We start from the raw sequence: 25,204 nt of genomic DNA on the forward strand, positions 1-25,204 counted from the left end.
TTGGTGTATGCCTAAATACAAAAACAATGATAAATGATGTTTTAGAAAGGGGGAGAGAGCTGATGCGCATCGGGAAATTACGCATGGTGTTAGAACAGTATGGCGAAGCCACGTTACGTGATTTAATCGTTGAAATGTATCGTCAAATGCCTAAACAAACCATTGAAGAACACGATATTGATTTTATGATTGGTCAGTACTTGCGCTATAAAGAGAAAAAATTGTCAGAAGAACGCCATTCGCTCTCACAGACCATCACACTCGCTGAACGTTTTGTCGATCTCGCCTATGACCAACTCTATCTTCGACCCAATCAAATCATGAGCGAACGCGATCAGAAAAACTGGTATATCCATGCAAAAAAAATCATTCGCGATTTATCTCACTATGCGGAAGATAGTATGGAAGCCCGGACGATGTATGAAGAGATGTTTTATCTCCTCTCGACATCAGCCGGCGAAGAACCGTTGTTCTCAACGAGCGATCCCTTCCGTCTGTTGAAACTTTCGCAAGTGGAGATGTTGGCAAAACTGATCCACTATTACCAGTTGGATGCTCCGACGGATGAAGTGTGGATTGACCGCTCACTTTACACCGCTCTTCATGTGCCAAAGGACGTCGACTCTACACGAATCGATTTATTGGATACGCTGTTAATGGAACCGACCTCGCCAACCACACGTAAAATCTTACATCTTCGTCTGTTGGGCTTATGTGAACGAATGCTTGAAAAGTCACAGACGGATGAAGCGGCGCTTGAAAACTATCAAGCCTTAAAAATGTTAGAATTGCGCTTACTCGTTGAACAAGGTGATTTGACAGAGGCGGAGCAGAAATTTTTCTCTGAGTACATTCCATTCTTTTCACATCGGTCTGAACCCTTTAAAGTCTACGTGGACTTTTTGGAAAGTCATGGTCATTCAGATGAAACGAAACGCTTAAAGCGGCTCGCTAAAGAGAAACGAATCCAGTTTTAATGGTTCCCGTCTCAAACCGTATATCGTCCGATTCACTCAGAAACAAGATGTCGACTGAAGCATAAAAAAAGGGAGCCAATCGACGTCGTCGATTGGCTCCAATACATGATATGAACGAGGGGTGTTCATCTGAAAAGGAGGACAGAAAGTTGGTGCAGAACTTCCTTCCTACAAAACTAGTATAAAATATTTATTGAAACCGTTATCATGGAAGATATTGCATTTTTGTGAACGTTTTCACGTTATTCGATTGAATTGATGATCCCGAGCCCAATGACTGATAAAAATACAATGAGTACAAAGATATAGACCATTTCATTCGGGGAGCGGAACCCTTCGTAGATCTCTACTTCTTCTTCAACAACAATATTCTCATGTACCACGATTGGCTCTGTTGCTGCTTTAGCGATAGAGGGCGAACCCACGAACAATAACAAGAGGACAAGGCAGGCACTGTACATGTATTTCATATTTCGACTCCTATCTGGCATTTTCATTGTCATTAAGTATAGCACGGAACAACCTGTTTGAATGTGTTCTTCTAGAAAGCTACCTCTTCATCCGACCCTAATCTGACAAACTCTCCCTCTAATCGATTGAATCGAGCGATGCCACCAACTCTAACTCGGACAAATCCCTCACGTAACGTTCATAAGAACGACATGCATCTTACGATATGGAAACATTTACAATTTATATGGAGAACCTATTTTATTTGAAAGAAGGAGTCTGCTTGAAGAGAAAGTTACGCTTTACAGAGTGTCGACAAATGTCTCCTAAAGAACGTATTTCCATACAACAGTTATATCTGGATGAAGAAACCCCCATGCTATTACCTCCGAAGCCTATGCATAATATTCATGTCGCTTTAGACGACGATTTCCCACTGGCGGCTATTATGGCGAACTTTGAGGAGTACGAACGGGCTCAGATAATCCGGTTATCCAAACCAACGTATCGAGATCGTCATGTGTTTCGCAGTCTCGTAGATCGTGTCTGTTTTCAATGGAGTCGAACGAGTTGTGACTCCGTCCTTTTCTCACTTCGGCAAACGCAACGACACAATCAGGATGAACTGAAAATCTTTCGGGAATTGGGATTCGTGCCTTATCATGAAACACTAATCTATACATTACCACTGCTTCCGTTTGAAAAATCTTCTTACCGGAACTGGTACCTGCAGCTGGGTGATTACGCTTCCCGGAATGAGTGGCTGAGCCTTCGAAATCAGTTTTCCCATCTACTCAGCGAGCCCTTTACCATGACGGGGGAACAGTATCAGAAGTCATGCCGGCTTCAAACTTTATTTTATACCCTGATCTGGTGTGAACTTCCGGTCGGAATCGTCAAGGCTTGTATTCATCAAAGCCAACTCGTCATACAGGAAATTCACATTGATGGAGATGACGCTTTCTTACGTGAAGCCCTCTCCTTCCTCCAACAGAAATTCTTTTGTTCGTTCCAGGAATTAGACGAGATGCATCTCGCCATCACGACCCTGCAACCTGATTTACAATTTGCCGCCCGCCAACAAGGAGCAAGCCATCAACATGTCGGCTATTTTACGATGACCAAACAAACATCCCCCACAATGCAGTTCTAACGAAAAAAGACGTCGATTCGCAATACACTTTCTCTAAACAGTGTCATGCGTTTCACGTCTTTTATTCGGCAGCGGTTGTCGATTCCATCGCAAGAGGCGGCATTCCCTTAAACAGTTCGGTCCGTAATCCAACATCTCTTAAGTCCAATGTTTCCGTTCGATTAAACTCGATTTTTCGATCGATGACACTAAACCAATACGTGATTTCCGGTTCATCTTTAAATCGAATCGCATAATTCGAGCCGTTCAAATGAAAATCGACTTCTGTTGAAAGTAACTCGGTAGGACCGATTGTCTTGTGTGTCGTCAGCCGCTCGAGGACGACTTGTTCTTCATGAATTCGATAATCGACAAATGTCGCAAGCGAGAGTCCAAACACAAATGACACTAAAGCGAATGCGCCAATCAAGCCAGTGGTGATTTTTCCATTCATTATGCCGTCCCTCCCTTTACCATTATATCGGATTTGAACAAAACGTTGTGAAGTGACATTTTGTTCAAGTTTAGGCAAACTAGGAGGAAAGGAGGGGTTTCATTGCATATTGACCATACTGGAATCGCGGTACGAGACATAGAAGAAGCGATTTTATTCTATACGACAGTCCTACAAGGCACACTCGTCGACCGTTATACTAACACCGCACCTGGTGTCGAGACCGAGCTCGCAGTCATTCATGTCGGAAACGACGTCATCGAACTATTGCGCCCAACGAGTCCAACCAGCCCGATCGCCCGTTTCATGAAAGCACGCGGAAAAGGCGTACATCATATCGCATACCGCGTAGATGATTTGGACGCATCCATCGCAGAGTTAAAACAAGCCGGACTCACGTTCTTAGAGGATACGCTTCGCACGACAGCAAAAGGAAGACGATTAATTTATATGGACCCACGTCACTCTGGCGGTGTGATCACCGAACTATGTGATTATCCGAACCAAAATCAGTAAAGGGATAGAATTCCCTCTACTGGTTTTTTATTGTGCGATTGATCACTTCACGATTCTTTTCTGTTAATCGCTCGTTGTGAGAAGACACCATCGCGACCTGTTCCGCTTTTGGATCGATGAAGGTTTTCGCCCGGTTGACTGCGTGGACAGCATCATGGAAAGCACCCGCAAGGAGGTGAATTTTCCCCTCATGACGCAATACATCCCCGGCTGCATACAATCCCGGAACAGATGACTCACTATACGCGTTTCCTCTAATCACACCATCCTCTACTCCCTCAACTACCAGTTCACTTTTTTCAAGGAGGGAGGCATCTCGCTCATATCCATGATTTACGATGACCTCATCCACTTCACAGTATTCCGTTTCTCCCGTTGACATATTCGTGAGTTCCACCTGTTGAATGAACTCGCCATCCTCGGATTGTAAATGACTTACTCTCGCTTCCGGTCTGAACGAAACGTTCCCCTTATTCACAAGTCTCTCGACTTGAGCCTCATGCGCGGCAAGTTCTGTTTTTCGATAGACGAGCGTGATATGTTGTGCAAACGACTGAAGTTCGCTGGCCCAATCAACTGCACTATTCCCACCACCGGAAATCAAAATACGCTTTCCTTTGAAACGATCAAGCCGCTTCACAGTATAGTGTAAATTTGACACTTCGAACCGATCGGCCCCACGAAGTTTGATTTTTTGCGGTTGCACGATTCCACTTCCGGTCGCCATAATGATGGTCTTCGACACATGACTCCCTTGAGACGTGTTCAAAATAAAACTCCCATCCGCGCCTTGCGCAATCCTTTCAACTTTCTGCCCGAGAATCACTGTGGGATGAAACGTCAAGCCTTGCTGAATAAGTTGCTCTGCTAATCTTGACCCGGTTGTCGGTGTCAAACCACCCACATCCCAGACTAACTTTTCGGGATAAATATGTACTTTCCCACCAAGGTGGGGTTGGGCTTCAATTAACTTCACCTTCATTCCTCGTAACCCGCTATAAAACGCTGCATATAATCCTGCCGGTCCTCCACCGATAATCGTCACGTCAAATACCTCTTGTGATGACACGATATCGCCCCCTTTTCATTATCAGTGATAATCGTTCTCAATTAATATATCGTGATTCCCCTCTTTGCACAACCTATCTCCCCTTTTTCTCTTGGCAGTATCGAGTTTTTCACTTCATGGAGGAGGGTATCTATTCATGGAAGGACCGAGGGGGTGAATGATGATGAACTGGACAGACTGGATGTTGATTATAATTTCAATCTGTTGGTTAGGTGAGATGATTATTTTTCGTAATCGGCAAGAATCGTCCGATAGTCAAAGTGAACATAAAAGTTTTTATACCGTTTCATTCATCATTTTATCTGTCTTTCTCGCTTCCCTTATTTTTTCTGGGATGTCACATACGATTCCATCTACTTCTCAACGTATCATCGGGCTCATCTTCTATGGTCTCGGGGTCAGCTTACGTTTTTGGGGAATCACACATTTACGTAATCAATTTACACGACATGTCGTCGTTCAACCAACAGACGAACTGGCAAGTTCCGGACCTTACCGTTTTTTACGACATCCGCTCTACACCGGTCTATTATCAATCACATTCGGTTTTTCCTTATACTTTTTAATATGGTGGTTGGCCATCTTTGGGGCCATTCTGACATCCATCGCATTACTTCAACGTATTCACATTGAAGAACAAATGCTGGTTACCCATTTCGGACAAAAATATGTTAATTGGTCCAAATCCCGAAAGCGCTTATTCCCTTTCATTTATTAAACTAAATCTTGCTACTTATCAAAAAAACAAGCGAGTCCTCAAACAGGACTCGCTTGTTTCAATCAGACGGCGTATCTACTCAGGAATCGGACTACGATGACTCCTAACAGGAACGACAAGACACTTAAAATCCATAATCCGGTGGAAGCCGGCAAACTAGAGGCAGGGAAGACAACCGCTAGCGAACCCGCTACCATACCAATGATGACTGAAAACGTCATACCCGGATAGTTTGCCAACAAGTGACGAATCACTTTACTGCTGACGATAAAGCCAACCGCAACCCCCGCACCGACAATTCCAATGATGAGGAAATTAAAGTTTGAAATCGCACTGATGACGGTTGGATAGACGCCGATCAGTAATAATACGAATGAACCACTAATACCAGGGAGTAACATCGCCATACTACCTAACCACCCTGCAAAGAACAGTAATAGCGCTGTTGTGAAATTGACATCCGTAATAATCGGTGTCTCCGTAGGTTTTATAACCGCCATGCTCGCAATCAACAGTGCAGCGATCCCCATCACGACAAAATGAATCGGACGGACGGTCGCGCGCGATCTGATTTCGACAATCAGCATCGGAATGATACCTAAAATCAATCCAAGAAAGAAGAACTGCGTTGGTGCATAATATTCACGAAGTAAAAACTCAATCAAATGACTCAATCCGATAATGGCCAATCCGACCCCGATGGCGAGCGGAATCAAAAATCCGAGGTATTTTTTCCAGTAGCGACTGAACACCCCGCTGATCGCCTCAATGAGTCGATCATATATCCCTAAAATGACCGCAATCGTTCCACCGCTCACACCGGGTATTAAATCACTCGTCCCCATCGCCATGCCGCGCCATATATTTTTCCACTCCATAATCGTTCTCCTTTTCGTATGACTTCATCCAAGCATTTAGTATAGCTGAGAAACCTGTAAAATGCATCGGCTTGTAGACTGAGACGGACACGCATCAGCACGTTCGACTCATGTAATCAAATCGCTCCCCGCAAATCTCAATCTCCTGCAGCTTCTGAAATCCAAGGCGTATGTACAGTTTCATTGCAGCCTGATTCGTCTGATCGACGTTTAACGTGACGGCCGGGATATCTCTTGCTTGAGCGTCACGGACAACCTGTTGAATCAATTGTGTACCGATGCCTTTCCCAACGTAGTGCTCATCGACAGCCAAAGAGTCAATATAAAGAACGTCTCCTCCCGTCTCCACATCCAGCCGGTCTTCACTTCCTTGAGACCGGAGCCACGCTTGAATCGGTTCATCTAACCGCTCAGCTGCCAACCCGTGATACGAAATAACGACCCCTACAATGGCTCCACACGCTTCCGCCACCCACATATTTTCATAACTCAAACGATTATCGGTTTGCTTCACCCACATATCTAATCGATCAAATACAAGATTGAGATTGGTCGTGGCTGTTAAAGTGTAAGCAATCTCATGAATTGCCCGATAGACAAGCGGGACGATTTGTCGGCTCTCGCTCGGAACTGCGCGTCGAATGTTCATGTTGATCCCTCCTCTACCAGTGTATCACGCATGGTTTGCAACCATCCGATTTGTGGCATCATACAGAGAGAAGGGAGCGAATCAAAATGAAAGCCATCCTAACCGGAATGAACGGAACGGTAGCACCTGTCGTCGCAAGGGAACTCCTTCAACACGGAATCGAGCCTGTCGCCTGGGATCGGGAAAAAGTTTCGACTTCAAAAGAAGAAGAGATGCGTCATTTTATCGAAGAAGTCAATCCGAACTATTTTCTTCATATCGGCATGGGTCCAGCCGAATGGGCTGGAGCGCTGGCACGTCTATGCGCCGAGTATCAAATTCCTTTTCTATTCACAAGTACGGTTTCTGTCTTTTCAGATCAAGTGACTGGCCCCATTCCGCCTGAAACCTCTCCTGACGCTGAAGATGAGTATGGTCACTATAAACGAGATTGTGAGGAGGTCATTTTTTCAAACAATTCGAGCGCTCAAATTGTCCGGCTCGGCTGGCAAATCGGGAATGAAGCAGGTTCGAACAATATGATGGACTATTTCGTCAATGAGATGAAACAAAATGGCGTCATTTCTGCCAGTGACCACTGGTATCCGTCCTGTTCATTCTTAGAAGATACGGCAAGCGCATTAGTCGAAATCCTGACAATGCACGGACCCGGCCTCTACCATCTGAATGGAAACACACGACATACCTTTTATGAGATCGCAGTTGGGCTAAAAGAATTACACAACTTGGATTGGCAGATTGAATGTGTCGATTTACCAAAACAAGATCATCGCATGATTGATTCAAAAATCTCCATCCCCTCCATCACGAAGCGCCTTTCTCTCCATACTAAATAAGTCACCCAAGCGGGTGACTTATTGTAGACAATCCATTTTTTTGTTGATGAGCAGGCAATCACTTTATGCGCTTCACGAACACACATCATTTTGAAACGAAAGGAGAGGGAGACATGTTACCATTCTTACTTACACTCCGACGGATTGTTCGAGGAATTTGGCGAGGACTTCACGATCCCGAGTTTCAAGTATTATTTAGTCTCGCTTTCATCACCATTCTCTCGGGCACACTCTTTTATGCCCGCTTTGAGGCGATGCGTTGGCTAGACGCCCTTTATTTCAGCGTCATCACTTTGACAACAATCGGCTACGGGGACTTCACGCCGGCAACAGATATCGGAAAAATCTTTACCATCGGATATGTACTGACCGGGATTGGAATCACTGTCGGCTTCGTCACCAAAGTGTTCGATCATTTACAACAAGCTCGTTTAGATGAGCTTGAAGCCAAACGAAAAACGCCACCCTCTCGGTAAGAGCGTGGCGTTCAAATCTTTTTATGAAACTTTCCGATTTTCAATCTCAAGCTGTTGGTTGAATCGCTTCGTTTCCGCGATGACAACACCCGATAAGAACAGCAAACCAATCAAGTTTGGAATCGCCATCAGTCCATTGAATACATCTGACAACGCCCACACCAAATTCAAGTTTGTCGTCATCGCCCCAAGTCCGGCGACGAGCACAAATGCAATCCGGTATGGAAGGATTGATTTTTGACCGAATAAGTAATGAATCGAACGCTCCCCGTAGTACGACCATCCAAGAACGGTTGAATACGCAAATAAAACGAGTCCGATGGTCACAATATAGCCTCCAGCTGGACCGAGGAATGCCTCAAACGTTGTTGAGGTCAGTTCCACACCCTCTAATCCGGTACCAATTTTGCCACCCATGACTAAGGTAAGGCCTGTCACCGAGCAAACAATGAGTGTATCTAAAAAGACTTGCGTCATCGAGACGAGCGCTTGACGACCAGGCATATCCGTTTTCGCAGCAGCAGCCGCAATCGGTGCAGAACCAAGTCCGGCCTCGTTAGAGAACACGCCGCGGGCAACACCGTACCGAATCGCGGCACCGATAGCCCCACCACCGATGGCTTCGGCACTGAATGTACTACTGAAGATTAAACTGAATGCGTCCGGAATGAGTGTATAATTCATGATCATGATCAAGAGTCCACTTCCTAAGTAGAAGACAATCATGATCGGAACGAAGTAGCTGACGACCTTTCCGATTGAGCGGACGCCACCTAAGATGACAGCTCCTGTAAAAATCATAAGTAATATACCTGAAACGTATAATGGCACGTCAAACGTCGCTTTCAATGCCAACGCGACCGAGTTGGTCTGTACCCCGTTCCCAATACCAAATGCCGCAAGCGAGGCGAACGCCGCGAACGCAACCGCAAGCCAGCGTTGATTCAACCCACGCTCTAAATAATACATCGGCCCCCCTGCCATTTGTCCGCGCTCATCTGTCACACGGTATTTGACAGCAAGAACAGCCTCCGCATACTTAGTCGCCATTCCGAAAAATCCAGATACCCACATCCAAACGATTGCACCCGGTCCCCCTAGAACGACAGCGGTCGAAACGCCGACGATATTCCCTGTACCGACGGTCGCCGCGAGCGCAGTCATCAACGCTTGGAAGTGACTAATGTCGCCACGGGACGACTGGTCTTGATTTTTTGAAAACGCGAGCTTCAAGGCATACGGTAATTTGGTAACTTGAATCCCGCCTAATCGCACCGTCAAATAAATGCCTGTCCCCACAAGCAAAATCAAGAGCGGTGGCCCCCACACGAAGTTCGATGCTGTACTTACCCAATCACTGAAAGATTGCCCCATTTTATGTATCCCCTTCCCCGAAATTAGTGTACACTCCTATTTTTTCAGAATACTTGGAACAATGCAAAAGTATTGTGCTAAAACAACCAACGCGAAAAGAACCCTGTAACTGAAACAGCGGGACGTTATGAACCGTCCCGCTGAGAAAGTGGTTTTTCACGCTGTAATGGAGCTTTCCAATCAAACTCATCCGGCACATAGTCCAACCCGCCTGGATGAAACGGCTGACATCTCATGAGGCGTCGCGCAGTCAAATAACTGCCTTTTGCTGCGCCATGTTTTTCAATCGCCTCAATCCCGTAATGGGAGCAACTTGGATAAAATCGGCATGTCGGGGGTTTTAATGGAGAGATGAATCGTTGATAACCGCGAATGCCCTTTACTAATACTCGCTTCACATCATTTCGCTTCACATCATTTCGCCTCACTCTGTTGAATTAGTGCCATCATAGCCCGTTTTTTGCATTTTGTCATGCCCGCCACCTCTAGGCGGAATCCACTCAACTGAGCAGGATAGGCGAATTTCTAAAAGGTGTTTGTTATGATAGTCAACATAACTATGACCGAATCTATTTGAAGAGGTGACGAATCATGAAGAACTTATTAATGGTCGGGGCAGGTTCAATGAGCGAGGCACTCGTACGCGGTTGGATCGACTCAGGGATTGCTCCAACGGATATCACGATGACAAACCGAAGCGACCGTGAGCGTTTATACGCGTTGAAAGATGAACTCGGTGTCCAAATTGTAGAAGAGGAAAACGTCAACGACTACGAAATCGTCGTATTGGCGATGCAACCAGATGGCGTCATTCCTTATGTCGAGGCCAACACTTGGGAAACGCCGCTTCTCATTTCTGTCGCAGCCCATATTGAACCGCATCAACTCGAAGCGGCTTCAGGTCTCCCGGCTGTGTGCGCGATGCCAAATACGCCGGTTGCATACCGGAGCGGGATGACCGGTCTATGGTTCGGACCCGAAACAGACGAAACAGACCGTGCCAAGGCCACTGCCTTGTTTGAACGCGTTGGCCGAACGGCCGTGACAGACGCCAAGTCAATGTCCGCCTTCATGGCGGCTGCCGGGTGCAGTCCTGCATTCTTCTACGAAATTGTCGGGGCAATGACTCCTGTCTTAACGGAAGCTGGATTCGACCAGGATACCGCCCGACAAATTGTTGCCCAAGCGATGAAAGGATCCGCTGAACTCCTTTCTCACGAATCGCGGGAGACAGATGAACTCATCGCAGATGTGGCCGCTCCAGGTGGTCCGACCGACCGCGGTGTCGGCGTATTGCGAAAGCGTGATTTGGCAGACGTTATGGCATCTGCGTTGCGTGAAAGTGCAAAAGAAGACCATGAATCAATCGAAAAAGCTTGAACCACTAGCCATCTCCCTTGGAAATGAAAGTCCAAGGGAGATGGCTTTTTCGTATGCTAATAGACACCGGCGTTCAGACGATTATCAACAACCATCCCACTACTTTTTACGTTCTTACGAACTTATTGATTATGAATAATAAGTTTTTTATGTGATATATATTTCACTTTCTAAGTGAACATGATAAGATAGCGAATGAGAATCGTTATCAACAAAAGATGGGGAAGATTATGATGAATCAACTAATCAATATCCCGTTGAACCAATCGGTGATCGTCTCGGATTTAACACAGATCGATGATCGGTTGCGCCGACGTATGATCGCTTTAGGGTTTTATGAAGGCTGTTCGATCAAAGTAAAGCGTAAAGCCTTTTTTTCTGGCCCGTTGACGATTGAACAAACGGAGCATCGGCAAATGATTGCCATTCGCCAAAGTGATGCCGAACAGATTGGAGTAATCGTACCGTGAATCCACGTATTGCACTCATTGGAAATCCGAATACCGGGAAAACGTCTCTTTTTAACCGTTTAACCGGTTCATTTGCTCATGTAGGAAACTGGGCCGGCGTCACAATCGAACAAAAAATCGGTCAACTGCATGGGGAAGCGGGTCAATTGATCGATTTACCCGGCGTCTATGATTTAGACCCGTTATCTGCAGATGAAGCCATCGTTTCACGCTTCTTATTACATGAATCATTCGATGGTATGATCAATATCATCGATGCTTCGCAACTCGAGCGAAACCTGCAACTGACGTTGCAGCTGTTAGAAATGGGCAGACCGATTCAAATCGGCTTAAATATGGTCGATGTAGCTGAAGGTCGAGGGATGCGTGTCAATCTCGAGCGCTTTGAAGAATTGCTCGATGTCGACGTCTTTCCCATCACGGCTCGCACCGGAGCGGGCTGTGAAGTGTTACTTTCTTCCCTTCAAACAAAAGAGCGCCAACCGTTCGTGCTTGATTATGGGGCAGACACGGAAGAGGCCATACAACAAATTTTAGAACTGACTGGTCGGTCCAAACAAGATCGGTGGATTGCCGTACAATATTTAGCAGGAAATCGTGTCATTTCTGAACAATTGGAAGCCTCGATGCCTTCAATCAGTGATATTCGAAAAACACTCGAAATAACACTCGGTCGTTTCGCCCATGCCCATATTACAGAACGTCGTCGCGATTGGGCCAAGCTGATCCGTCATCAAGTCATTGAAGAGAACAACGCAAATGAAATGACGATGACGGACCGAATCGACGCCGTGGTGACCCATCCCATTCTAGGCTTACCGATTTTCTTCGCGGTCTTGTATAGCCTGTTCCATGTGACGTTTAATTGGGTAGGCGCTCCTCTCTCCGATCTGTTGGACGGCTTCCTGTCCGGTTCTTTGACGACAGGCGCCGTATGGTTGTTACAGGCACTCGGAGCGTCTGAATTCATTCAGGCCTTGATTGTAGACGGGATCATCGCCGGTGTTGGGGGCGTCCTCGTCTTCGTCCCGCAAATATTCGTCCTCTTCTTTTTCATCTCATTTTTAGAGGACTCAGGGTACATGGCCCGTGTCGCCATCGTCATGGACCGTTTCATGCAAATGGTCGGCTTGAACGGGAAAAGTTTTATTCCGATGATCATCGGATTCGGTTGTAACGTACCCGGGATTATGGCAGCACGCACTGTCGAAGAAGAACGTGAACGACTCGTCACCATCTTCATTTCACCGTTCATGTCCTGCTCGGCACGATTACCGATTTATGCTGTTTTTGCAGCAAGTTTCTTCGCCTCGAATCAAGCGTTAGTCGTGCTTTCTTTATATATTTTAGGCATTGTCCTTGCCTTACTCGCTGCAAAACTATTCACCAACGTATTGGCAGCGGAAGACAAACACAGTTTATTCATCGTCGAACAACCGCCTTACCGCGTCCCTCAAGGATTAACGTTGTGGCGCAGTACGTGGCAAAAAGCGAAAGGCTTTGTACGTAAAGCCGGGACATTTATTTTCGGAGGATCCGTGTTCATCTGGTTGCTTGCTTACTCAGGACCAGACGGATTTAATGTTCCAATGAACGACAGCTTCCTCGCCATGATCGGTGGCGCCATCGCCATCTTCTTAGTCCCACTCGGATTCGGAACCTGGCAGGCGGGGGCTTCCCTCATTACAGGTTTTTTGGCTAAAGAAGTCGTCGTCTCAACGATGGCCATCATTTATGCTGTCAGTGAATCGGATCTGTCTGAATCCTTATTGCCGATTTTCACACCGCTTAGCGCATACAGCTTTATGGCGTTCGTATTGCTCTATGTCCCGTGTCTCGCGACTGTCGCCGTCATTCGCCGGGAAGTCGGAAGTGCGAAGCTCACCTGGTTCGCCAGCCTATATGGTTTAGGGGTCGCTTATGCGGTTTCACTCATCATTTATCAAATCGGTCGCTTGCTCGGATTCGCCTAAGGAGGAAAGAGGATGTCATTGTTTGATTTACTCATCGGTTTCGCTATTTTCGGATACGCCGCATTTTCACTTTACCGTTACAGCCGAAAAGCGAAAGCCGGAAAATGTGCCACATGTGAGATCGAGCCGACATGTACAACAGCTTGTGATGCGGCAGACTGGGATAAAATTATCGCTGAGGCATTGCAAACGGATCGTTCAAAATCATAATGCAAATAAAAATGGAGTGAAGCAGCTGCTTCACTCCATTTTTCACATGTTATGTAATACCGACACAATGATCCCGACCACTAAAATCCCCGGCAACAGATTCGCTACGCGAATTTTTGTGATGCCGACCAAATTCAACCCAATCGCGACAATCATCACCCCGCCGGTTGCCGTCATTTCTAAAATAAAACTGTCCATGAGCGACTCAGGAATGAATTTCATGATTTGAATCGCGAGAAGTGCAATCGCGCCTTGATAGATGAGCACCGGGATTGCCGAAAACATGACACCAATCCCGAGAGTGGAGCTTAGAACGAGCGAAGTAAATCCATCAATTAACCCCTTCGTATACAAAACATCGTGGTCCCCACGAAGCCCACTGTCGAGCGCTCCGATAATCGCCATCGCTCCGATGACAAAGATGAGTGTCGCCGTGACGAACCCTTCTGCCACACTTGACTGACTCCCGAGTCGTCGTTCGAGCCGATAGCCGATCTCGTTTAATTTTTCATCTAACTTCCACCACTCACCAAGTGCGGCTCCAACGACCAGACTCCCGATGACGATTAAGAAATTCTCACTCTTCATTCCCATTTGAATGCCAAGTAAAATGACCGCCAACCCGATTGCAGCCGTGACGGTTTCTTTCATCCGCTCCGGGATTCGGTGGAATAACAGCCCTAACAACGTGCCGATGACAATCAGCGCCGCGTTGACCAGTGTCCCAGTTAACACCATATCGCACGCCCCGTTTCCTATGTATTGAATGGAATATATCAATTCCAGATCTTCTCTGTCAATGAAATAAAAAAAGAGCCACTTCTCGCAAGAAGTGGCTTCGCGGAAACCCATGTTCCGATGGGTTTCTCGAGGGTTTGGCACCCAAGTGATTCTGACTGGGCTCGAACCAGCGACCTCTACCCTGTCAAGGTAGCGCTCTCCCAGCTGAGCTACAGAATCAGGTCGTGTCCTCTCTTAAGGACACTAATAATATATCAAGAAACTAATGAGTTGGCAACTGTTTTTTTAACTTTTTTTATTTTTTATCGAGTCATTTGCTGGCGGATCATGTGGCGACATAACCGTTCCAAATCTCCTGCATACACCGATACAATCATGCCTTCATATTCCGTATCCCGGTCCCAGTGCAATCCATTTGCTTTGGCAACGCGTTGCGAAGGAATATTGTCAGGGTGAATGAGGGAGATGATTTCTTTTTCCCCTTGTGAAAATGCATATTGCATTAATCTGGCTGCCGCCTCTCGACCGTACCCCATGTGCCAGTGCTTCGGTGACAACCAATATCCCACTTCCAGTTCCATGCTCCCATCTAACTCTTGTAACAACGTACCGGCATGACCGATCGGTTCGTCCTTGTCATGCGTCATCAACTTTAACAAACCCGTCTGTCTTCCTGTTTCGTACCGTGCCAATTGTCGCTCGAACCATTCAATGGTTTGTTCATCTGAATAAGGCTTCCCATCAGGACTGATGAAGCGCATCACCCGAGGATCTTGGAGAAGCGATTTAACGAAGTAAAAATCTGAAATCGTATACGGCTCGAACCGCAAGCGCTCTGATTGCAGCTCAACATGACTCATCGTTTCCCGCCCCTTTCTTTCACAGTCTGAACTATTCAATTCCCGGTTTATTCTTGTTTCAATCCTACTACGAAATGACTTTTAAGCCAATCACGCTCCCGATTACTAGAATTAAATAGACAACCCGCCGCCAATCTTTTGATTCACCAAGATACATCATCCCAAGAATCACGCCTCCGGCCGCTCCAATCCCGACCCAGATCGAGTAAGCCACACTTAAAGGGATTTCTTCAAATGATTTCGACAACAAGTAGAAGCTAAGACCAAACATGAGAATCGAGAGAACTGACCATTTCAGCAACTGATATCCTTTCGATTTTCCCATGAAAAATACAGCGGTCATCTCAGCTATCCCGGCCCCGATTAAAAAAATCCAGCTCACTCTGCATCGCTCCCCGTCACTTGCTTCAATCCGATGATCCCAATCAGCAGTGTAGTGATGAATAACCATTTCCACCCGTTCATCGCCTCTTCAAAGAAGAATGCGCCGACTAGTACCGTCCCAACTGCCCCGATTCCCGTAAAGACAGCGTAGCCAGTCCCCGTCGGTAATACGCGAAACGCTTTTGCCAGCAATCCGAAACTTAGAGCAAGTAACACAACTGTTAAAATGGTCGGGACGAGCTCAGTAAATCCGTCTGACAACTTCATTGTCGTCGCCCAAACAATTTCTAATAACCCCGCCAATACCAACGAGACCCAAGCGCCTGTCTCTCGCTTCATCCCAATTCCTCCTGTCAGCCATTCCCATCGATTCTCTTACAATGTATCGAACAATCCGGAAGTAGTCGAATCGTATGATTGTTTTCTTCTTTCCGATTCTCCACAATCAACTTAAAGATGAAGTAAAGGAATGATGACGATGATTGAACAGTTTCTATTTTCACTCCCGACAGAAGCCATCTCTACCCAGAAGCGAATCGTTCGTGTTTTTCGACCCGATTGGGTAGAAGAACATCAGGCGCTTCCGGTGCTATATATGCACGATGGACAGAATGTATTTTCCGGTAAAACGGCAACCCATGGAGAAGGGTGGCAAATCGATCAGTGGATTGACGAACTGCGTCTCCCACTCATGGTCGTCGCGATCGCGAGCCCTCCTGACTGGTTATCCCGTTATGACGACTATTCATTTTACGAAGATCCAATGATTGATTATCGCGTCGGACCTGAAGTCGCGAAAACAAGAACGCGTATCGGAGGAAGAGGTCGCCCATACACCGACTGGCTCATGCACGAATTAAAGCCGTGGGTCGATCAACAGTATGCAACAGACCCTGAGGACGTCGGTGTGATGGGGAGTTCGATGGGGGGCGTCATCTCTTTATACATGATGGCGACTTATCCGAACATCCGACGTGTCGGTTCTCTTTCTACAGCCGCCTGGTCAAACCTTGACCCGCTCATTCGTGAGTTGAGTCAAGCATCCCTGTCAGCAAGGCTTTACATGGACATCGGTACCAATGAAACAAGCGGGCCGATCACGCCAAGTGATTATGTACAAACAAGCGCTCAACTCGCACATACGGTGTCCCGCTCCGGCATTGCATTCCGTTATGAGGTAGAACCCGGGGCAGAGCATAACGAAATCGCCTGGCGCAGACGTTTACCAAACGCATTACGTTTCTTATACGAGCTCACTTAAAAAGCGACGGGTTCCGATTTTCGGAATCCGTCGCTTTTATTTATTAAATGACCCAGTTTCCGTCACGCATGATTGCTTCACGCGTGCCGTCTTCTAGTTCACCATCAATATTCATTTCAGCCGATCCAATCATGAAATCGACATGCGTCATGGAATCATTTGCGCCATTGGCAGCAAGCTCTTCCGCCGACATGGAAGGACCGCCTTCAAGACAAGTCGAATAGGCACGGCCCAATGCCAAATGACATGATGCGTTCTCGTCGAACAACGTGTTATAGAAAAGAAGTCCCGAGTTCGAGATCGGTGAATCGTCCGGCACGAGTGCCACTTCACCAATTCGGCGTGCGCCTTCATCTAAGTTCAATAGTTCATCGAGGGCAGCCTGTCCTTGCTTCGCTTCCGCTTTGACAACTTTTCCGCCTTCGAACCAAAGCGTGAACTCGTCAATCAAGTTTCCACTGTAGCTAAGTGGTTTTGTACTCGACACATGTCCCTCAACCGAATCTTTATCGGCAAGCGTGAACACTTCTTCGGTCGGCATGTTGGCAATAAAGTCGATTCCGTCCGAGTTCGGTCCACCGCCACCGAGGAAAACATGTTTCTTCGGAAGCCCGATTGTCAATTCCGTTCCAGGTGCTTTGTAATGAAGTTTTGCATATTTCTTTTCTGTCAACAGGTTGGCACGGCTACGAAGCGCCTGATCGTGCTTGTCCCACTCTCCGACGACATCTTCCCGGTCCATTCGTGTAGCCGCAAAGATTGCCTGCCATAGAGCCGCCACCGCATCTTCGCGGTCCGGGAATACTTTTTTAGCCCATGCCTCAGACGCCCCCGCAACGATTGACCAACTCACATTGTCACTCATCACGTATTGACGCCATTTCGCGAGCGCTTGCCCTGCTGCGCGGTTCGCATCGGCAACACGTGACGATTCGACACCGTTCAACGCATCCGGGTCGTCACTCACGATTGAAAGGAATGCGGTTTTCTCCTCTGCCAGTTGTTCATAACGTGCCTTCAACCAGTCCGGGAAATCTTTGAAAGATTCTGCCGGTGCGTCAAAGAAACGAATTTTTGATGTTTCTTCGTCACTCCAGTTGACGAATACCTGCTTCGCTCCCGCAGCATATGCCGCTTTGACGACGTGACGAACGAGCGGCGCTTGACTGATATCTGCCCGAACCTCAAGCTGTTGACCAGGTTGAAGGTTCACCCCTTTTTTCACCGCTAATTCTGCATACCGGGCAAAGTCTGCCTCGGTTGGCATTGAAATCATTCCCATATGTATCGCTCCTCCTTTTTTCACTTATCCTTATCTTCTTAAATTTCAGGAAAAGTTGCAACCAAAGCGCAAAAACGGGCATATTAATAGATGAGGAAAGAAGGAGGAATTACTTATGGCAGATTGGAAGACTACCTACTCTTATTTTTTAGAACAAGCCAAACAAGACATCACAGAACAGGAACAACTCGGTGACCTACTCGTTCAAGGTGAACGCGCACTTGCGAAATTGACCGTCGATGTCGCATCGAATGAAATCAGTAATATCGAACGAGAAGAAGAACTTACACTGTACTTTCAAATGAAGCAGATGTTAAACATGTTGCGTGCACTGTATCATCAGCAATTTGAGATGCAGTCTGACAAACGTCACGAACTGATCGCCGCCATCCTATATTTCGTTTCACCATTTGATGCCATCCCGGACGACTCACCGCTCGGGCTATTCGATGACGCACAAGTCATCGACTATGTACATGAACAATTGGCGAGTGATATTGACCGGTTCCATAATGAATTATGACGAGATACTTGAAATGAATTTCGAGTAGCAGTACGCTTGCATGAGACTTTATCATTTAAAGGAGGCGTATGGCGCCTAGCCATCACTTATGTACGCAAAATCACGAAAACGAGTTGCTCTCGAAACCGTGCTCTTTATCATCATCGGGACCATCTTACAGTCTATTTATGTCAGCTTACTGCTTAAACCGAACGAAATCGGTTCCGGCGGGATTGTCGGGATTACGCTCATCATCAATGAGCTTTTCCGTACCCCAATCGGGTTGACCCAACTCGTATTAAACATTCCGTTATTCATTCTCGGGTTAAAATATTTAGGCAAGCGGTTTATCTTCATGACAGGGATTGTCGTCGTCTTATCCTCGGTTTTAATTGATACGCTACCGATCATCATTCCACCTACTCCGCTCGACGACCCACTCGTCGCGTCGGTATTCGGCGGACTCGTATCAGGACTCGGACTCGCACTTTTACTATTCGCCGGAGCCTCTACAGGTGGCCTTGATATTCTCGGGAAAACGATTTTCATCAACAATCGCAATCTTTCACTTCCAAAGATTTTTTTGACACAGGACTTGATCGTGTACGTACTCGTTTTTATCGTGTTTGACATTAAAGCCGTCATGTACGCGCTAGTTCTCAGCTTTGTTCGTTCACGCACCCTATTGACGATTCACAAGTTTTTCTCGGCTCAAAAACAATGCTTCATCATTTGCGAAAAAGCCGAAGAAATTAACCTCGTCATCAAACAGAACTTGAAGCGAGGTGTCACAATCATGGATGCGACCGGCGGTTATTCGAACGATTCGAAGAAAATGCTGTACGTCGTCGTCCAAAATAATGAGATTCCCCGACTCCGGCATATTGTTTCTGAAATTGATTCAGAAGCGTTTGTCACGGTTTCCGAGATTGATTCGGTCGTCGGTAACTTCAAAGAACACTCTTATACACTCTAATCGTACAAGATTCGACAGCATTCTTTTTTTTGCTGTCGAATTTTTGTGTAATAAACCGTTGTTTCAACCGATAATAGTAACGAGCCTCAGATACATATACAGAAGGAGGTGCATGAGTTGTCTATCCACTCGCTGCGCCATTATGTTCCCGCCATGCTCATCGGGACTTTTTTTACGGGACTCATCCTTTTATTACTGAGTCCAAGTGAACTTAGAGAATTGACATTATTGATTTACTTTTTGGTGATTTCTATTGCGGCTACGGTGTTCAGCGGTCTCGCTGTTTTCTCTCATCAAGGAATGCGACGCTTCATCCACCTGCTGATCAGTGCTGGAAACCTATGCTTTATCACTTATTTGACGCTCCAACATTTTGTGCAGTCCATCGATTTCCCGAGCCATTCCGTTTTGTTTTTACAGAACTTTTTTTATTTAATCATGGCACTCGTCGTCATCACGCAATCGATTGAGATTCGTACGCTAAAGCTACGTACGTTTGATTTGTTCGCCCTACTCAGCTTTTTCGTGGTTGCCGTCCTCCATGCTTGGTTGACTTTTATCCCGAATCAACAAGTCGTGCTTCAACTCAGTGGATTTGAAGAACAAATGTTGTTGCTCAGTCTTTATATGATGCTAGGATTTTTGTATTTGAATCGAATCGTTTCATCCGGTCAACTCTTCCGGGTCTTTCTATTGATCGGTGTCCTTGGATTCACAGCTGCTTCAATTGTTAATGAGTTGTATTCCTTTACCGGAATCAATCATGATTTGGTCCACCTGATTCAGGCATGCAGCATCCTGATGATTTCCATCAGTTTCATTTTTGATGAAGTAAAGAAGGATGTGCTCGTATACGATTCAGTAATTGACTACGTATTGTATAGCATCGTCGTCATGATGTTTTTACTTGCCTCCGATCGACTACTCGGTGCTTCCATGCTGGACTCGATGATCACAAACGCCGTCTTGTTGTTACTGATTCGCCAGTTTGTCGTCTCAAAACAAAACGCGCTGATCAGTCACCGTCTTCATTCCGTCAACACCGATTTGGAAGTAGCGGTCACCACTAAAGCGCATGAGCTTGAATTTCGCGAGCAACAATATCGTTCGTTGTTCGCCTATCACTCCGAGCCGATCTTCCTGTTTGATTTACACGGAGAAGTCTTGTCCGTAAACGAGGCCGGAAGTTCCATTTTAGGCTTATCAACCGAGATGCTCACCGGCTCAAATATTTTGGATATCATCGTTCCGGAAGATCGCATGGCCTATACGGCTGTACTACAGGAGTTAAAGAACGGGCGTCCCCAAACGATTGACGTTCATGTATTGACAGAAAATCATGAAAAACGGGTGTGGCAACTCGTCAACGTCCCGATGATCATTGACGGTGATGTTGAAGGGATCTATGCCATCGCAAAAGACATCACGAAAATGATTGCTCAGCAAGAACAAATTTTGTATCAGGCAAAATACGATAGTTTAACCGGACTCCACAATCGATACGCCCTGCAAGAACAGATCGAGCAGTTGATGGAAGAAGGAAGAACGTTCACCCTCATGTTCTCCGATTTAGATGGATTTAAAGATATAAACGATCAATTCGGACACCACATGGGCGACCAGTTACTGCAACATATCGGGAAACGCCTCAGAAGCGCCCTCCTGCCGAATGAATACGCCGGGCGACTCGGCGGGGATGAATTTATCGTCGTCGCAGAACATGGTGACGTTGAAATTCTGACGGAGCGGTTACGCCGTCTCGTCTATCGTCCTCCTTACTACATGGCAGGCACTCTTGTAGAAGTACATGCCTCCATCGGAATCGTCCGTTTCCCTGAGCACGGAAAAACTTTGAAGCATCTTCTTTCGAACGCGGACCTCGCCATGTATCGAGCGAAAGACAAAGGGCGAGATGAAACCCTCATGTTCTCACCGGACTTACGCGAGGACAAAGAAGAGCGGAAGTTGTTGATGGAGGGACTCGAAACCGCATTAGAAAAAGGCGAGATTTCATTATTCCTTCAACCACAAGTCGACGCTTCGACGAAAGCAATCATCGGCGCGGAAGCTTTGATGCGTTGGCAACATAACGGAACCTTCATCCCACCAAGTCAGTTCATCCCAATCGCGGAAGAAACAGGACATATCCACGACCTCGGAAGATGGATGATTCATGAGACGTTCCAATTGATTCACATCTTCGAGCAAGGTGGTATCAATTTGCCGAAGCTGTCGGTCAATTTATCTGTCCGTCAACTGTTCGATGAGCATTTAATCGAGTATTTAAATACATTATTCGTGCGTTTCCCAATCGATCCCGCTCGTCTGAACTTTGAATTGACAGAAACCGTTGCCGCACATCAATCGGATCGTGTGTTGAATCGGATTTTAGAACTGAAAGCGCTCGGAATCAAGCTATCTATTGATGACTTTGGGACAGGATACAGTTCCCTCGCTTATCTTGTGCGTTACCCGATAGACGAATTGAAAATCCCGCGCGAGTTTACGATGCAACTCGAAGAAAACCGGGAATATCAAACGGTCACGGCGACCATTGTCGCGATGGCTCGACAACTGGGTATGGCTCTCGTCGCAGAGGGGGTCGAAACCGAATATCAGGAATCGTTCCTGCGCCGCATCGGCTGTGATTCGATGCAAGGGTATCGATACGCCAAACCTATGCCGCTCGACGAGTTTGTCATTTTCTATATGAAGCAATCTTCTTAACAAAAAGCGCCTCGGACCATTTTCTAAATGGTCCGAGGCTTTTGTTATTTCATTTCATATATTTTCACTTCACCAGGTTTTAAATCAATCCTTAAATTCCAATGCTCGTCAAATGCATGCTCGGCATATGGCCAGGAGTTCGGTGAGTAAATCATCTCAGCGAACCGACTCGCGTTCCAGTTTCTCCGGCGAACCCCGTCCAATCCGACGACCCCATGTAACTGTTCAAACATATTTGTATTGGCGAGCACGAGTAAAGTGTCCGTGGTCTCAGGGCGAAGCCAGGCAAACCCGATGAATGGTGTAGCCGGGCCTTCGAGCACCAACGGCTCAAAATGACTTGGATTGACAAGCACATCAAGCCAGCGACGACGGATTTCCGCCACTTGATGCATCAATTCAATCATCTCGTCCCGATTCGGGTGATCCCAATGAAATTGATACGCATCAAAAAAGGCGAGTTTTCCGAAATAAGGATCGGTCGGAAAGAGTTGATACGCCTCTTCCGGACGGCAGTCCAATCCGGTATTCATCGGCTGGGTCTCATAAAGTTCCAGTCCTGAGTTCGTTAACGGCACACCGTTTGGCATGAATCCGTTTAAGACCGTCAACAACCGGCTCGCCTGTCTGCCCCCATCCCGCGTCGCCAATCGTCGTGTATCTGCCGTTTCTCCGGAAGCAAACACCGGGAGCGGAAGAAAGCGCGAGTCATACAGGAATTGATGCGTTTCATGGGAATGGAAACGCGGCTCCTTATAAAATCCATATCCGATGATCATATTGTAACCCGCATCTTTAGCTGCCCATGCTCCCGCTTCAATCAATTCTTCTGCGATAAAGCTAAAGTTCGGATCCAACTCGCGGGGACGTTCTAAAATTCGTTGCGCCAAATCAACCGGGAGCGCATGTCCCATATCAATTCGCGCTCCATCAATCCCATATTCCCGCTGATAGTAGGGAATGATATCGGCAAGCATCGCCCAAAGCGGTTCATTGATTTGCTCCCCTCTGAATTGATTCGCTTTGATTGAATCAAACAGGATATAAGGGGCCAAGTTCGCTTCACTGACGAACGGAGCTGCTGCTACAGGATGATCTAGGAACAGACGGAAATAGGTCACATCCGACCAGGGAGGTTGCGGGTCGTTGATGCAATCCGAAAATGCAGGCGCCGTCGTCAATCCAAATTCTCTTTCAATCACGGCAAGTACGTTCTCTGTCGGATTTTCCGATAAGAAAGTACGTACACCCTCCCACTTCTCCGCATCTATCAGGTTAGGAGCCATCGAGAAGCGTCGCAAGTGCTGCCAGACGTCTTCTGAATGATACACCATCGGTAAGAAGGCATGTTCCGGTTTCACGTTTTCACCGATTCCTGGAACGTGTGGCGGATGATAATAATCCACTTCCGTCACCGGAATCCAATAAAACCATTCCGGGTTCTCGAGAATCAAACGATTATCCCGCGCACATGTTCTCGGGATGACGTCAATGACGACACGAATCCCGACCATATGACACGCTTCTACAAATGCCGCAAATTCCTCCTCGACTGTCAGTTCATCCCCTGTCAATGATTCCTTCAATTCTTCGTCGATGGCAAAAAAATCTTGAACGGCATACGGTGACCCAAATTCACCTTTTTTATCTTTATGACTATGTTGCGAAATAGGGAGTAAAAAAATCGTATCGATCCCCATGTATAACAAGTGAGGAATCAAGGCGAGCGTTTTGACAAACGTACCCGTATCTTTCATCCCGTCCCGATTCTCCATCTCGACATATCCGGAGTGATCATGGTCCCACGCCGTCGATGTCCGTACCTGCATCGAGTACACGGAAGATCGTTTGATCCAATCACCATTTGTTTGAAGGTGACCGTCTGCCTGTGCAACCGATGAAGCATAATCACGTCCTTCTACAGCGTGCGGTAAAATCGCTTTTTCAATCGTTTCGATCAAAAAGTCATACGGATTGACACGTTCTACTCCGTCTCGAACAGCATCCGATTGAAATTTCATCCGATTCCATAAACTCGGGATTTCGTAAAAAAGCTCGACACGTTTCTTTTGCAGCGTTTGATGCAACTTGTGTAACGATGAGGTCTCTGTCATCACCTTGTCTCCTTATGATTGGACTCACGCCTTCTATTGCCACTTGGTCATAGGGGCATATCTCTTAATTCATTACACATTTACCCGTTTTTTCCTTTTTTCAATAAAATATTTGTATGTTGTATTCAAGAAAATATTGTACGATGGGGTGAGAGAGGAGTTTGAAGATGTCTCAACGAAAATGGCTTTCTTTATTGATTGGCCTGTCTATTTTAACCATCCTAATCATCAGTATTTTCATCTTTCAATTAAGGGAGACGAATGCACGGATTGACGGGATTCACGGAAAACAACTCGATTCTTATGAAGCGATTGAAGATATTATGTATTTCAATGTGGAGCGTGCCAATGCGATTCGGGGCTTATTAGCATATGAAGACCGCCACTTCCTGGAAATGTATTATAGTATGTCACAACGCGCGAAGGAGTTGAAACGCTCCATCGTCGAAAATCCGGATACGCCAAGTTCCTTGCTCGATTTGCTGCATCGTGACGCCATTTGGGAAAAAGAGGCCGACCGCGTACTCGTCCTCTACGAAACAGGGAACCTGCAACAGGCAACGGCGGTCGCAGAAACGATGACCGATCAACGTCAGACCATCTTGGAAGATTTACGCGCTCTGAAGAATATGCAATATAAAGAAATTAAACATCAACTAGTCGTTGCCGAGCATCAAGTATCGTTCCTGACACAAGTCCTGTTCACAATCGCCTTTTTACTGATTGCCGTCATCGTCATTTTAACGTTCCTATTGATCAAGAGACGGTTACATAAAGACCTGACTGAATAAGAAA

Annotated in this window: 28 protein-coding genes and 1 tRNA gene; 15 read left to right on the top strand and 14 right to left on the bottom strand. The window is 46.4% G+C overall.

All coding sequences use genetic code 11. From position 1 onward, the window contains the following. Positions 1 to 62: 62 nt before the first annotated feature. Complete coding sequence (locus tag KNP03_RS10695) at positions 63 to 977, top strand: hypothetical protein (RefSeq protein ID WP_214829155.1); 915 nt, start codon at positions 63 to 65, stop codon at positions 975 to 977. 242 nt (positions 978 to 1,219) lie between these two features. Here the strand turns inward: KNP03_RS10695 and KNP03_RS10700 are convergent, their stop codons facing one another. Continuing rightward, positions 1,220 to 1,447, bottom strand: a complete 228-nt coding sequence (locus KNP03_RS10700; RefSeq protein WP_214829157.1) for a hypothetical protein — start codon at positions 1,445 to 1,447, stop codon at positions 1,220 to 1,222. Between the two features lie 428 nt (positions 1,448 to 1,875). On the opposite strand from KNP03_RS10700, the gene KNP03_RS10705 reads away from it, so the two are divergent. After that, positions 1,876 to 2,580, top strand: a complete 705-nt coding sequence (locus KNP03_RS10705) for a hypothetical protein (protein WP_214829159.1) — start codon at positions 1,876 to 1,878, stop codon at positions 2,578 to 2,580. Positions 2,581 to 2,641: 61 nt separating this feature from the next. Here the strand turns inward: KNP03_RS10705 and KNP03_RS10710 are convergent, their stop codons facing one another. Further along, positions 2,642 to 3,013 carry a hypothetical protein gene (locus KNP03_RS10710; protein WP_214829161.1) on the bottom strand — a complete coding sequence of 124 codons (372 nt, stop codon included), beginning with the start codon at positions 3,011 to 3,013 and terminating at the stop codon, positions 2,642 to 2,644. 102 nt (positions 3,014 to 3,115) lie between these two features. On the opposite strand from KNP03_RS10710, the gene KNP03_RS10715 reads away from it, so the two are divergent. Then, positions 3,116 to 3,529, top strand: coding sequence for a VOC family protein (locus KNP03_RS10715; protein WP_214829163.1), 414 nt, complete (start codon positions 3,116 to 3,118; stop codon positions 3,527 to 3,529). 16 nt (positions 3,530 to 3,545) lie between these two features. On the opposite strand, the gene KNP03_RS10720 is transcribed toward KNP03_RS10715, so the two are convergent. After that, the gene (locus tag KNP03_RS10720) at positions 3,546 to 4,598 is read right to left on the bottom strand and encodes an NAD(P)/FAD-dependent oxidoreductase (protein WP_214829165.1); all 1,053 of its coding nucleotides are present in this window, start codon (positions 4,596 to 4,598) and stop codon (positions 3,546 to 3,548) included. Positions 4,599 to 4,758: 160 nt separating this feature from the next. Between KNP03_RS10720 and KNP03_RS10725 the strand changes: the two genes are divergently transcribed. After that, a complete protein-coding gene (locus KNP03_RS10725) occupies positions 4,759 to 5,316 on the top strand; it encodes a methyltransferase family protein (RefSeq protein WP_240544578.1) in 558 nt (185 codons plus the stop codon). 62 nt (positions 5,317 to 5,378) lie between these two features. On the opposite strand, the gene KNP03_RS10730 is transcribed toward KNP03_RS10725, so the two are convergent. Both KNP03_RS10730 and KNP03_RS10735 read right to left on the bottom strand, forming a co-directional pair. After that, a complete protein-coding gene (locus KNP03_RS10730; RefSeq protein ID WP_214829167.1) occupies positions 5,379 to 6,194 on the bottom strand; it encodes a DUF368 domain-containing protein in 816 nt (271 codons plus the stop codon). A 94-nt stretch (positions 6,195 to 6,288) separates the two neighbouring features. After that, the gene (locus tag KNP03_RS10735) at positions 6,289 to 6,843 is read right to left on the bottom strand and encodes a GNAT family N-acetyltransferase (RefSeq protein WP_214829169.1); all 555 of its coding nucleotides are present in this window, start codon (positions 6,841 to 6,843) and stop codon (positions 6,289 to 6,291) included. 86 nt (positions 6,844 to 6,929) lie between these two features. Here KNP03_RS10735 and KNP03_RS10740 point away from each other — a divergent pair, with 86 nt between their 5' ends. Both KNP03_RS10740 and KNP03_RS10745 read left to right on the top strand, forming a co-directional pair. Then, positions 6,930 to 7,679 carry a sugar nucleotide-binding protein gene (locus KNP03_RS10740; RefSeq protein ID WP_214829171.1) on the top strand — a complete coding sequence of 250 codons (750 nt, stop codon included), beginning with the start codon at positions 6,930 to 6,932 and terminating at the stop codon, positions 7,677 to 7,679. A 113-nt stretch (positions 7,680 to 7,792) separates the two neighbouring features. Next, positions 7,793 to 8,155: a potassium channel family protein gene (locus KNP03_RS10745; protein ID WP_214829173.1), complete on the top strand. Its 363-nt coding sequence runs from the start codon at positions 7,793 to 7,795 to the stop codon at positions 8,153 to 8,155. Between the two features lie 21 nt (positions 8,156 to 8,176). Here KNP03_RS10745 and KNP03_RS10750 read toward each other — a convergent pair whose 3' ends face one another. Both KNP03_RS10750 and yidD read right to left on the bottom strand, forming a co-directional pair. Beyond that, positions 8,177 to 9,529: an alanine/glycine:cation symporter family protein gene (locus KNP03_RS10750; RefSeq protein ID WP_214829175.1), complete on the bottom strand. Its 1,353-nt coding sequence runs from the start codon at positions 9,527 to 9,529 to the stop codon at positions 8,177 to 8,179. Positions 9,530 to 9,654: 125 nt separating this feature from the next. Further along, on the bottom strand, positions 9,655 to 9,927 hold the full coding sequence (gene yidD, locus KNP03_RS10755) for a membrane protein insertion efficiency factor YidD (RefSeq protein WP_214829305.1): 273 nt from the start codon (positions 9,925 to 9,927) through the stop codon (positions 9,655 to 9,657). A 193-nt stretch (positions 9,928 to 10,120) separates the two neighbouring features. On the opposite strand from yidD, the gene KNP03_RS10760 reads away from it, so the two are divergent. The 4 genes from KNP03_RS10760 to KNP03_RS10775 all read left to right on the top strand — a co-directional run bounded on the left by KNP03_RS10760 (position 10,121) and on the right by KNP03_RS10775 (position 13,562). Beyond that, complete coding sequence (locus tag KNP03_RS10760; protein WP_214829177.1) at positions 10,121 to 10,909, top strand: pyrroline-5-carboxylate reductase family protein; 789 nt, start codon at positions 10,121 to 10,123, stop codon at positions 10,907 to 10,909. Positions 10,910 to 11,142: 233 nt separating this feature from the next. Next, positions 11,143 to 11,379: a FeoA family protein gene (locus KNP03_RS10765; protein WP_214829179.1), complete on the top strand. Its 237-nt coding sequence runs from the start codon at positions 11,143 to 11,145 to the stop codon at positions 11,377 to 11,379. Beyond that, positions 11,376 to 13,352 (top strand): ferrous iron transport protein B, encoded by a 1,977-nt coding sequence (feoB, locus tag KNP03_RS10770; protein WP_214829180.1) that lies wholly within the window; start codon positions 11,376 to 11,378, stop codon positions 13,350 to 13,352. The genes KNP03_RS10765 and feoB overlap by 4 nt, the downstream gene beginning before the upstream one ends. 12 nt (positions 13,353 to 13,364) lie before the next feature. Continuing rightward, positions 13,365 to 13,562: a FeoB-associated Cys-rich membrane protein gene (locus KNP03_RS10775; RefSeq protein ID WP_214829181.1), complete on the top strand. Its 198-nt coding sequence runs from the start codon at positions 13,365 to 13,367 to the stop codon at positions 13,560 to 13,562. Between the two features lie 42 nt (positions 13,563 to 13,604). Here the strand turns inward: KNP03_RS10775 and KNP03_RS10780 are convergent, their stop codons facing one another. From KNP03_RS10780 to KNP03_RS10800, 5 genes are all read right to left on the bottom strand, one after another. Next, positions 13,605 to 14,300 carry a DUF554 domain-containing protein gene (locus KNP03_RS10780; RefSeq protein ID WP_214829182.1) on the bottom strand — a complete coding sequence of 232 codons (696 nt, stop codon included), beginning with the start codon at positions 14,298 to 14,300 and terminating at the stop codon, positions 13,605 to 13,607. A 149-nt stretch (positions 14,301 to 14,449) separates the two neighbouring features. Further along, a tRNA-Val gene (locus KNP03_RS10785) sits at positions 14,450 to 14,522 on the bottom strand. Positions 14,523 to 14,605: 83 nt separating this feature from the next. Continuing rightward, the gene (locus KNP03_RS10790) at positions 14,606 to 15,163 is read right to left on the bottom strand and encodes a GNAT family N-acetyltransferase (protein WP_214829183.1); all 558 of its coding nucleotides are present in this window, start codon (positions 15,161 to 15,163) and stop codon (positions 14,606 to 14,608) included. Between the two features lie 67 nt (positions 15,164 to 15,230). After that, a complete protein-coding gene (locus KNP03_RS10795; protein ID WP_214829184.1) occupies positions 15,231 to 15,545 on the bottom strand; it encodes a DMT family transporter in 315 nt (104 codons plus the stop codon). Then, positions 15,542 to 15,886 carry a DMT family transporter gene (locus KNP03_RS10800; RefSeq protein WP_214829186.1) on the bottom strand — a complete coding sequence of 115 codons (345 nt, stop codon included), beginning with the start codon at positions 15,884 to 15,886 and terminating at the stop codon, positions 15,542 to 15,544. Before KNP03_RS10800 ends, KNP03_RS10795 begins: the two co-directional genes overlap by 4 nt. Positions 15,887 to 16,016: 130 nt before the next feature. Here KNP03_RS10800 and KNP03_RS10805 point away from each other — a divergent pair, with 130 nt between their 5' ends. After that, entirely contained in the window at positions 16,017 to 16,808 is a 792-nt protein-coding gene (locus tag KNP03_RS10805; RefSeq protein WP_240544579.1) for an alpha/beta hydrolase, read from the top strand. Between the two features lie 43 nt (positions 16,809 to 16,851). Here KNP03_RS10805 and KNP03_RS10810 read toward each other — a convergent pair whose 3' ends face one another. After that, a complete protein-coding gene (locus KNP03_RS10810) occupies positions 16,852 to 18,090 on the bottom strand; it encodes an aminopeptidase (protein ID WP_214829188.1) in 1,239 nt (412 codons plus the stop codon). A gap of 115 nt (positions 18,091 to 18,205) precedes the next feature. On the opposite strand from KNP03_RS10810, the gene KNP03_RS10815 reads away from it, so the two are divergent. The 3 genes from KNP03_RS10815 to KNP03_RS10825 all read left to right on the top strand — a co-directional run bounded on the left by KNP03_RS10815 (position 18,206) and on the right by KNP03_RS10825 (position 22,295). Beyond that, positions 18,206 to 18,613: a YkvA family protein gene (locus KNP03_RS10815; RefSeq protein WP_214829190.1), complete on the top strand. Its 408-nt coding sequence runs from the start codon at positions 18,206 to 18,208 to the stop codon at positions 18,611 to 18,613. 88 nt (positions 18,614 to 18,701) lie between these two features. Next, positions 18,702 to 19,568, top strand: coding sequence for a YitT family protein (locus tag KNP03_RS10820; RefSeq protein WP_214829192.1), 867 nt, complete (start codon positions 18,702 to 18,704; stop codon positions 19,566 to 19,568). A gap of 117 nt (positions 19,569 to 19,685) precedes the next feature. Continuing rightward, positions 19,686 to 22,295, top strand: a complete 2,610-nt coding sequence (locus tag KNP03_RS10825) for a putative bifunctional diguanylate cyclase/phosphodiesterase (RefSeq protein WP_214829194.1) — start codon at positions 19,686 to 19,688, stop codon at positions 22,293 to 22,295. 44 nt (positions 22,296 to 22,339) lie between these two features. Here the strand turns inward: KNP03_RS10825 and KNP03_RS10830 are convergent, their stop codons facing one another. After that, positions 22,340 to 24,409, bottom strand: a complete 2,070-nt coding sequence (locus KNP03_RS10830) for an alpha-amylase family protein (protein WP_214829196.1) — start codon at positions 24,407 to 24,409, stop codon at positions 22,340 to 22,342. Between the two features lie 167 nt (positions 24,410 to 24,576). Here KNP03_RS10830 and KNP03_RS10835 point away from each other — a divergent pair, with 167 nt between their 5' ends. Continuing rightward, positions 24,577 to 25,200, top strand: coding sequence for a hypothetical protein (locus KNP03_RS10835; protein WP_214829197.1), 624 nt, complete (start codon positions 24,577 to 24,579; stop codon positions 25,198 to 25,200). The last annotated feature ends 4 nt before the right edge of the window (positions 25,201 to 25,204 follow it).

The organism is Exiguobacterium algae, from assembly GCF_018617875.1.
GTDB classification, from domain to species: Bacteria; Bacillota; Bacilli; order Exiguobacteriales; family Exiguobacteriaceae; genus Exiguobacterium; species Exiguobacterium algae.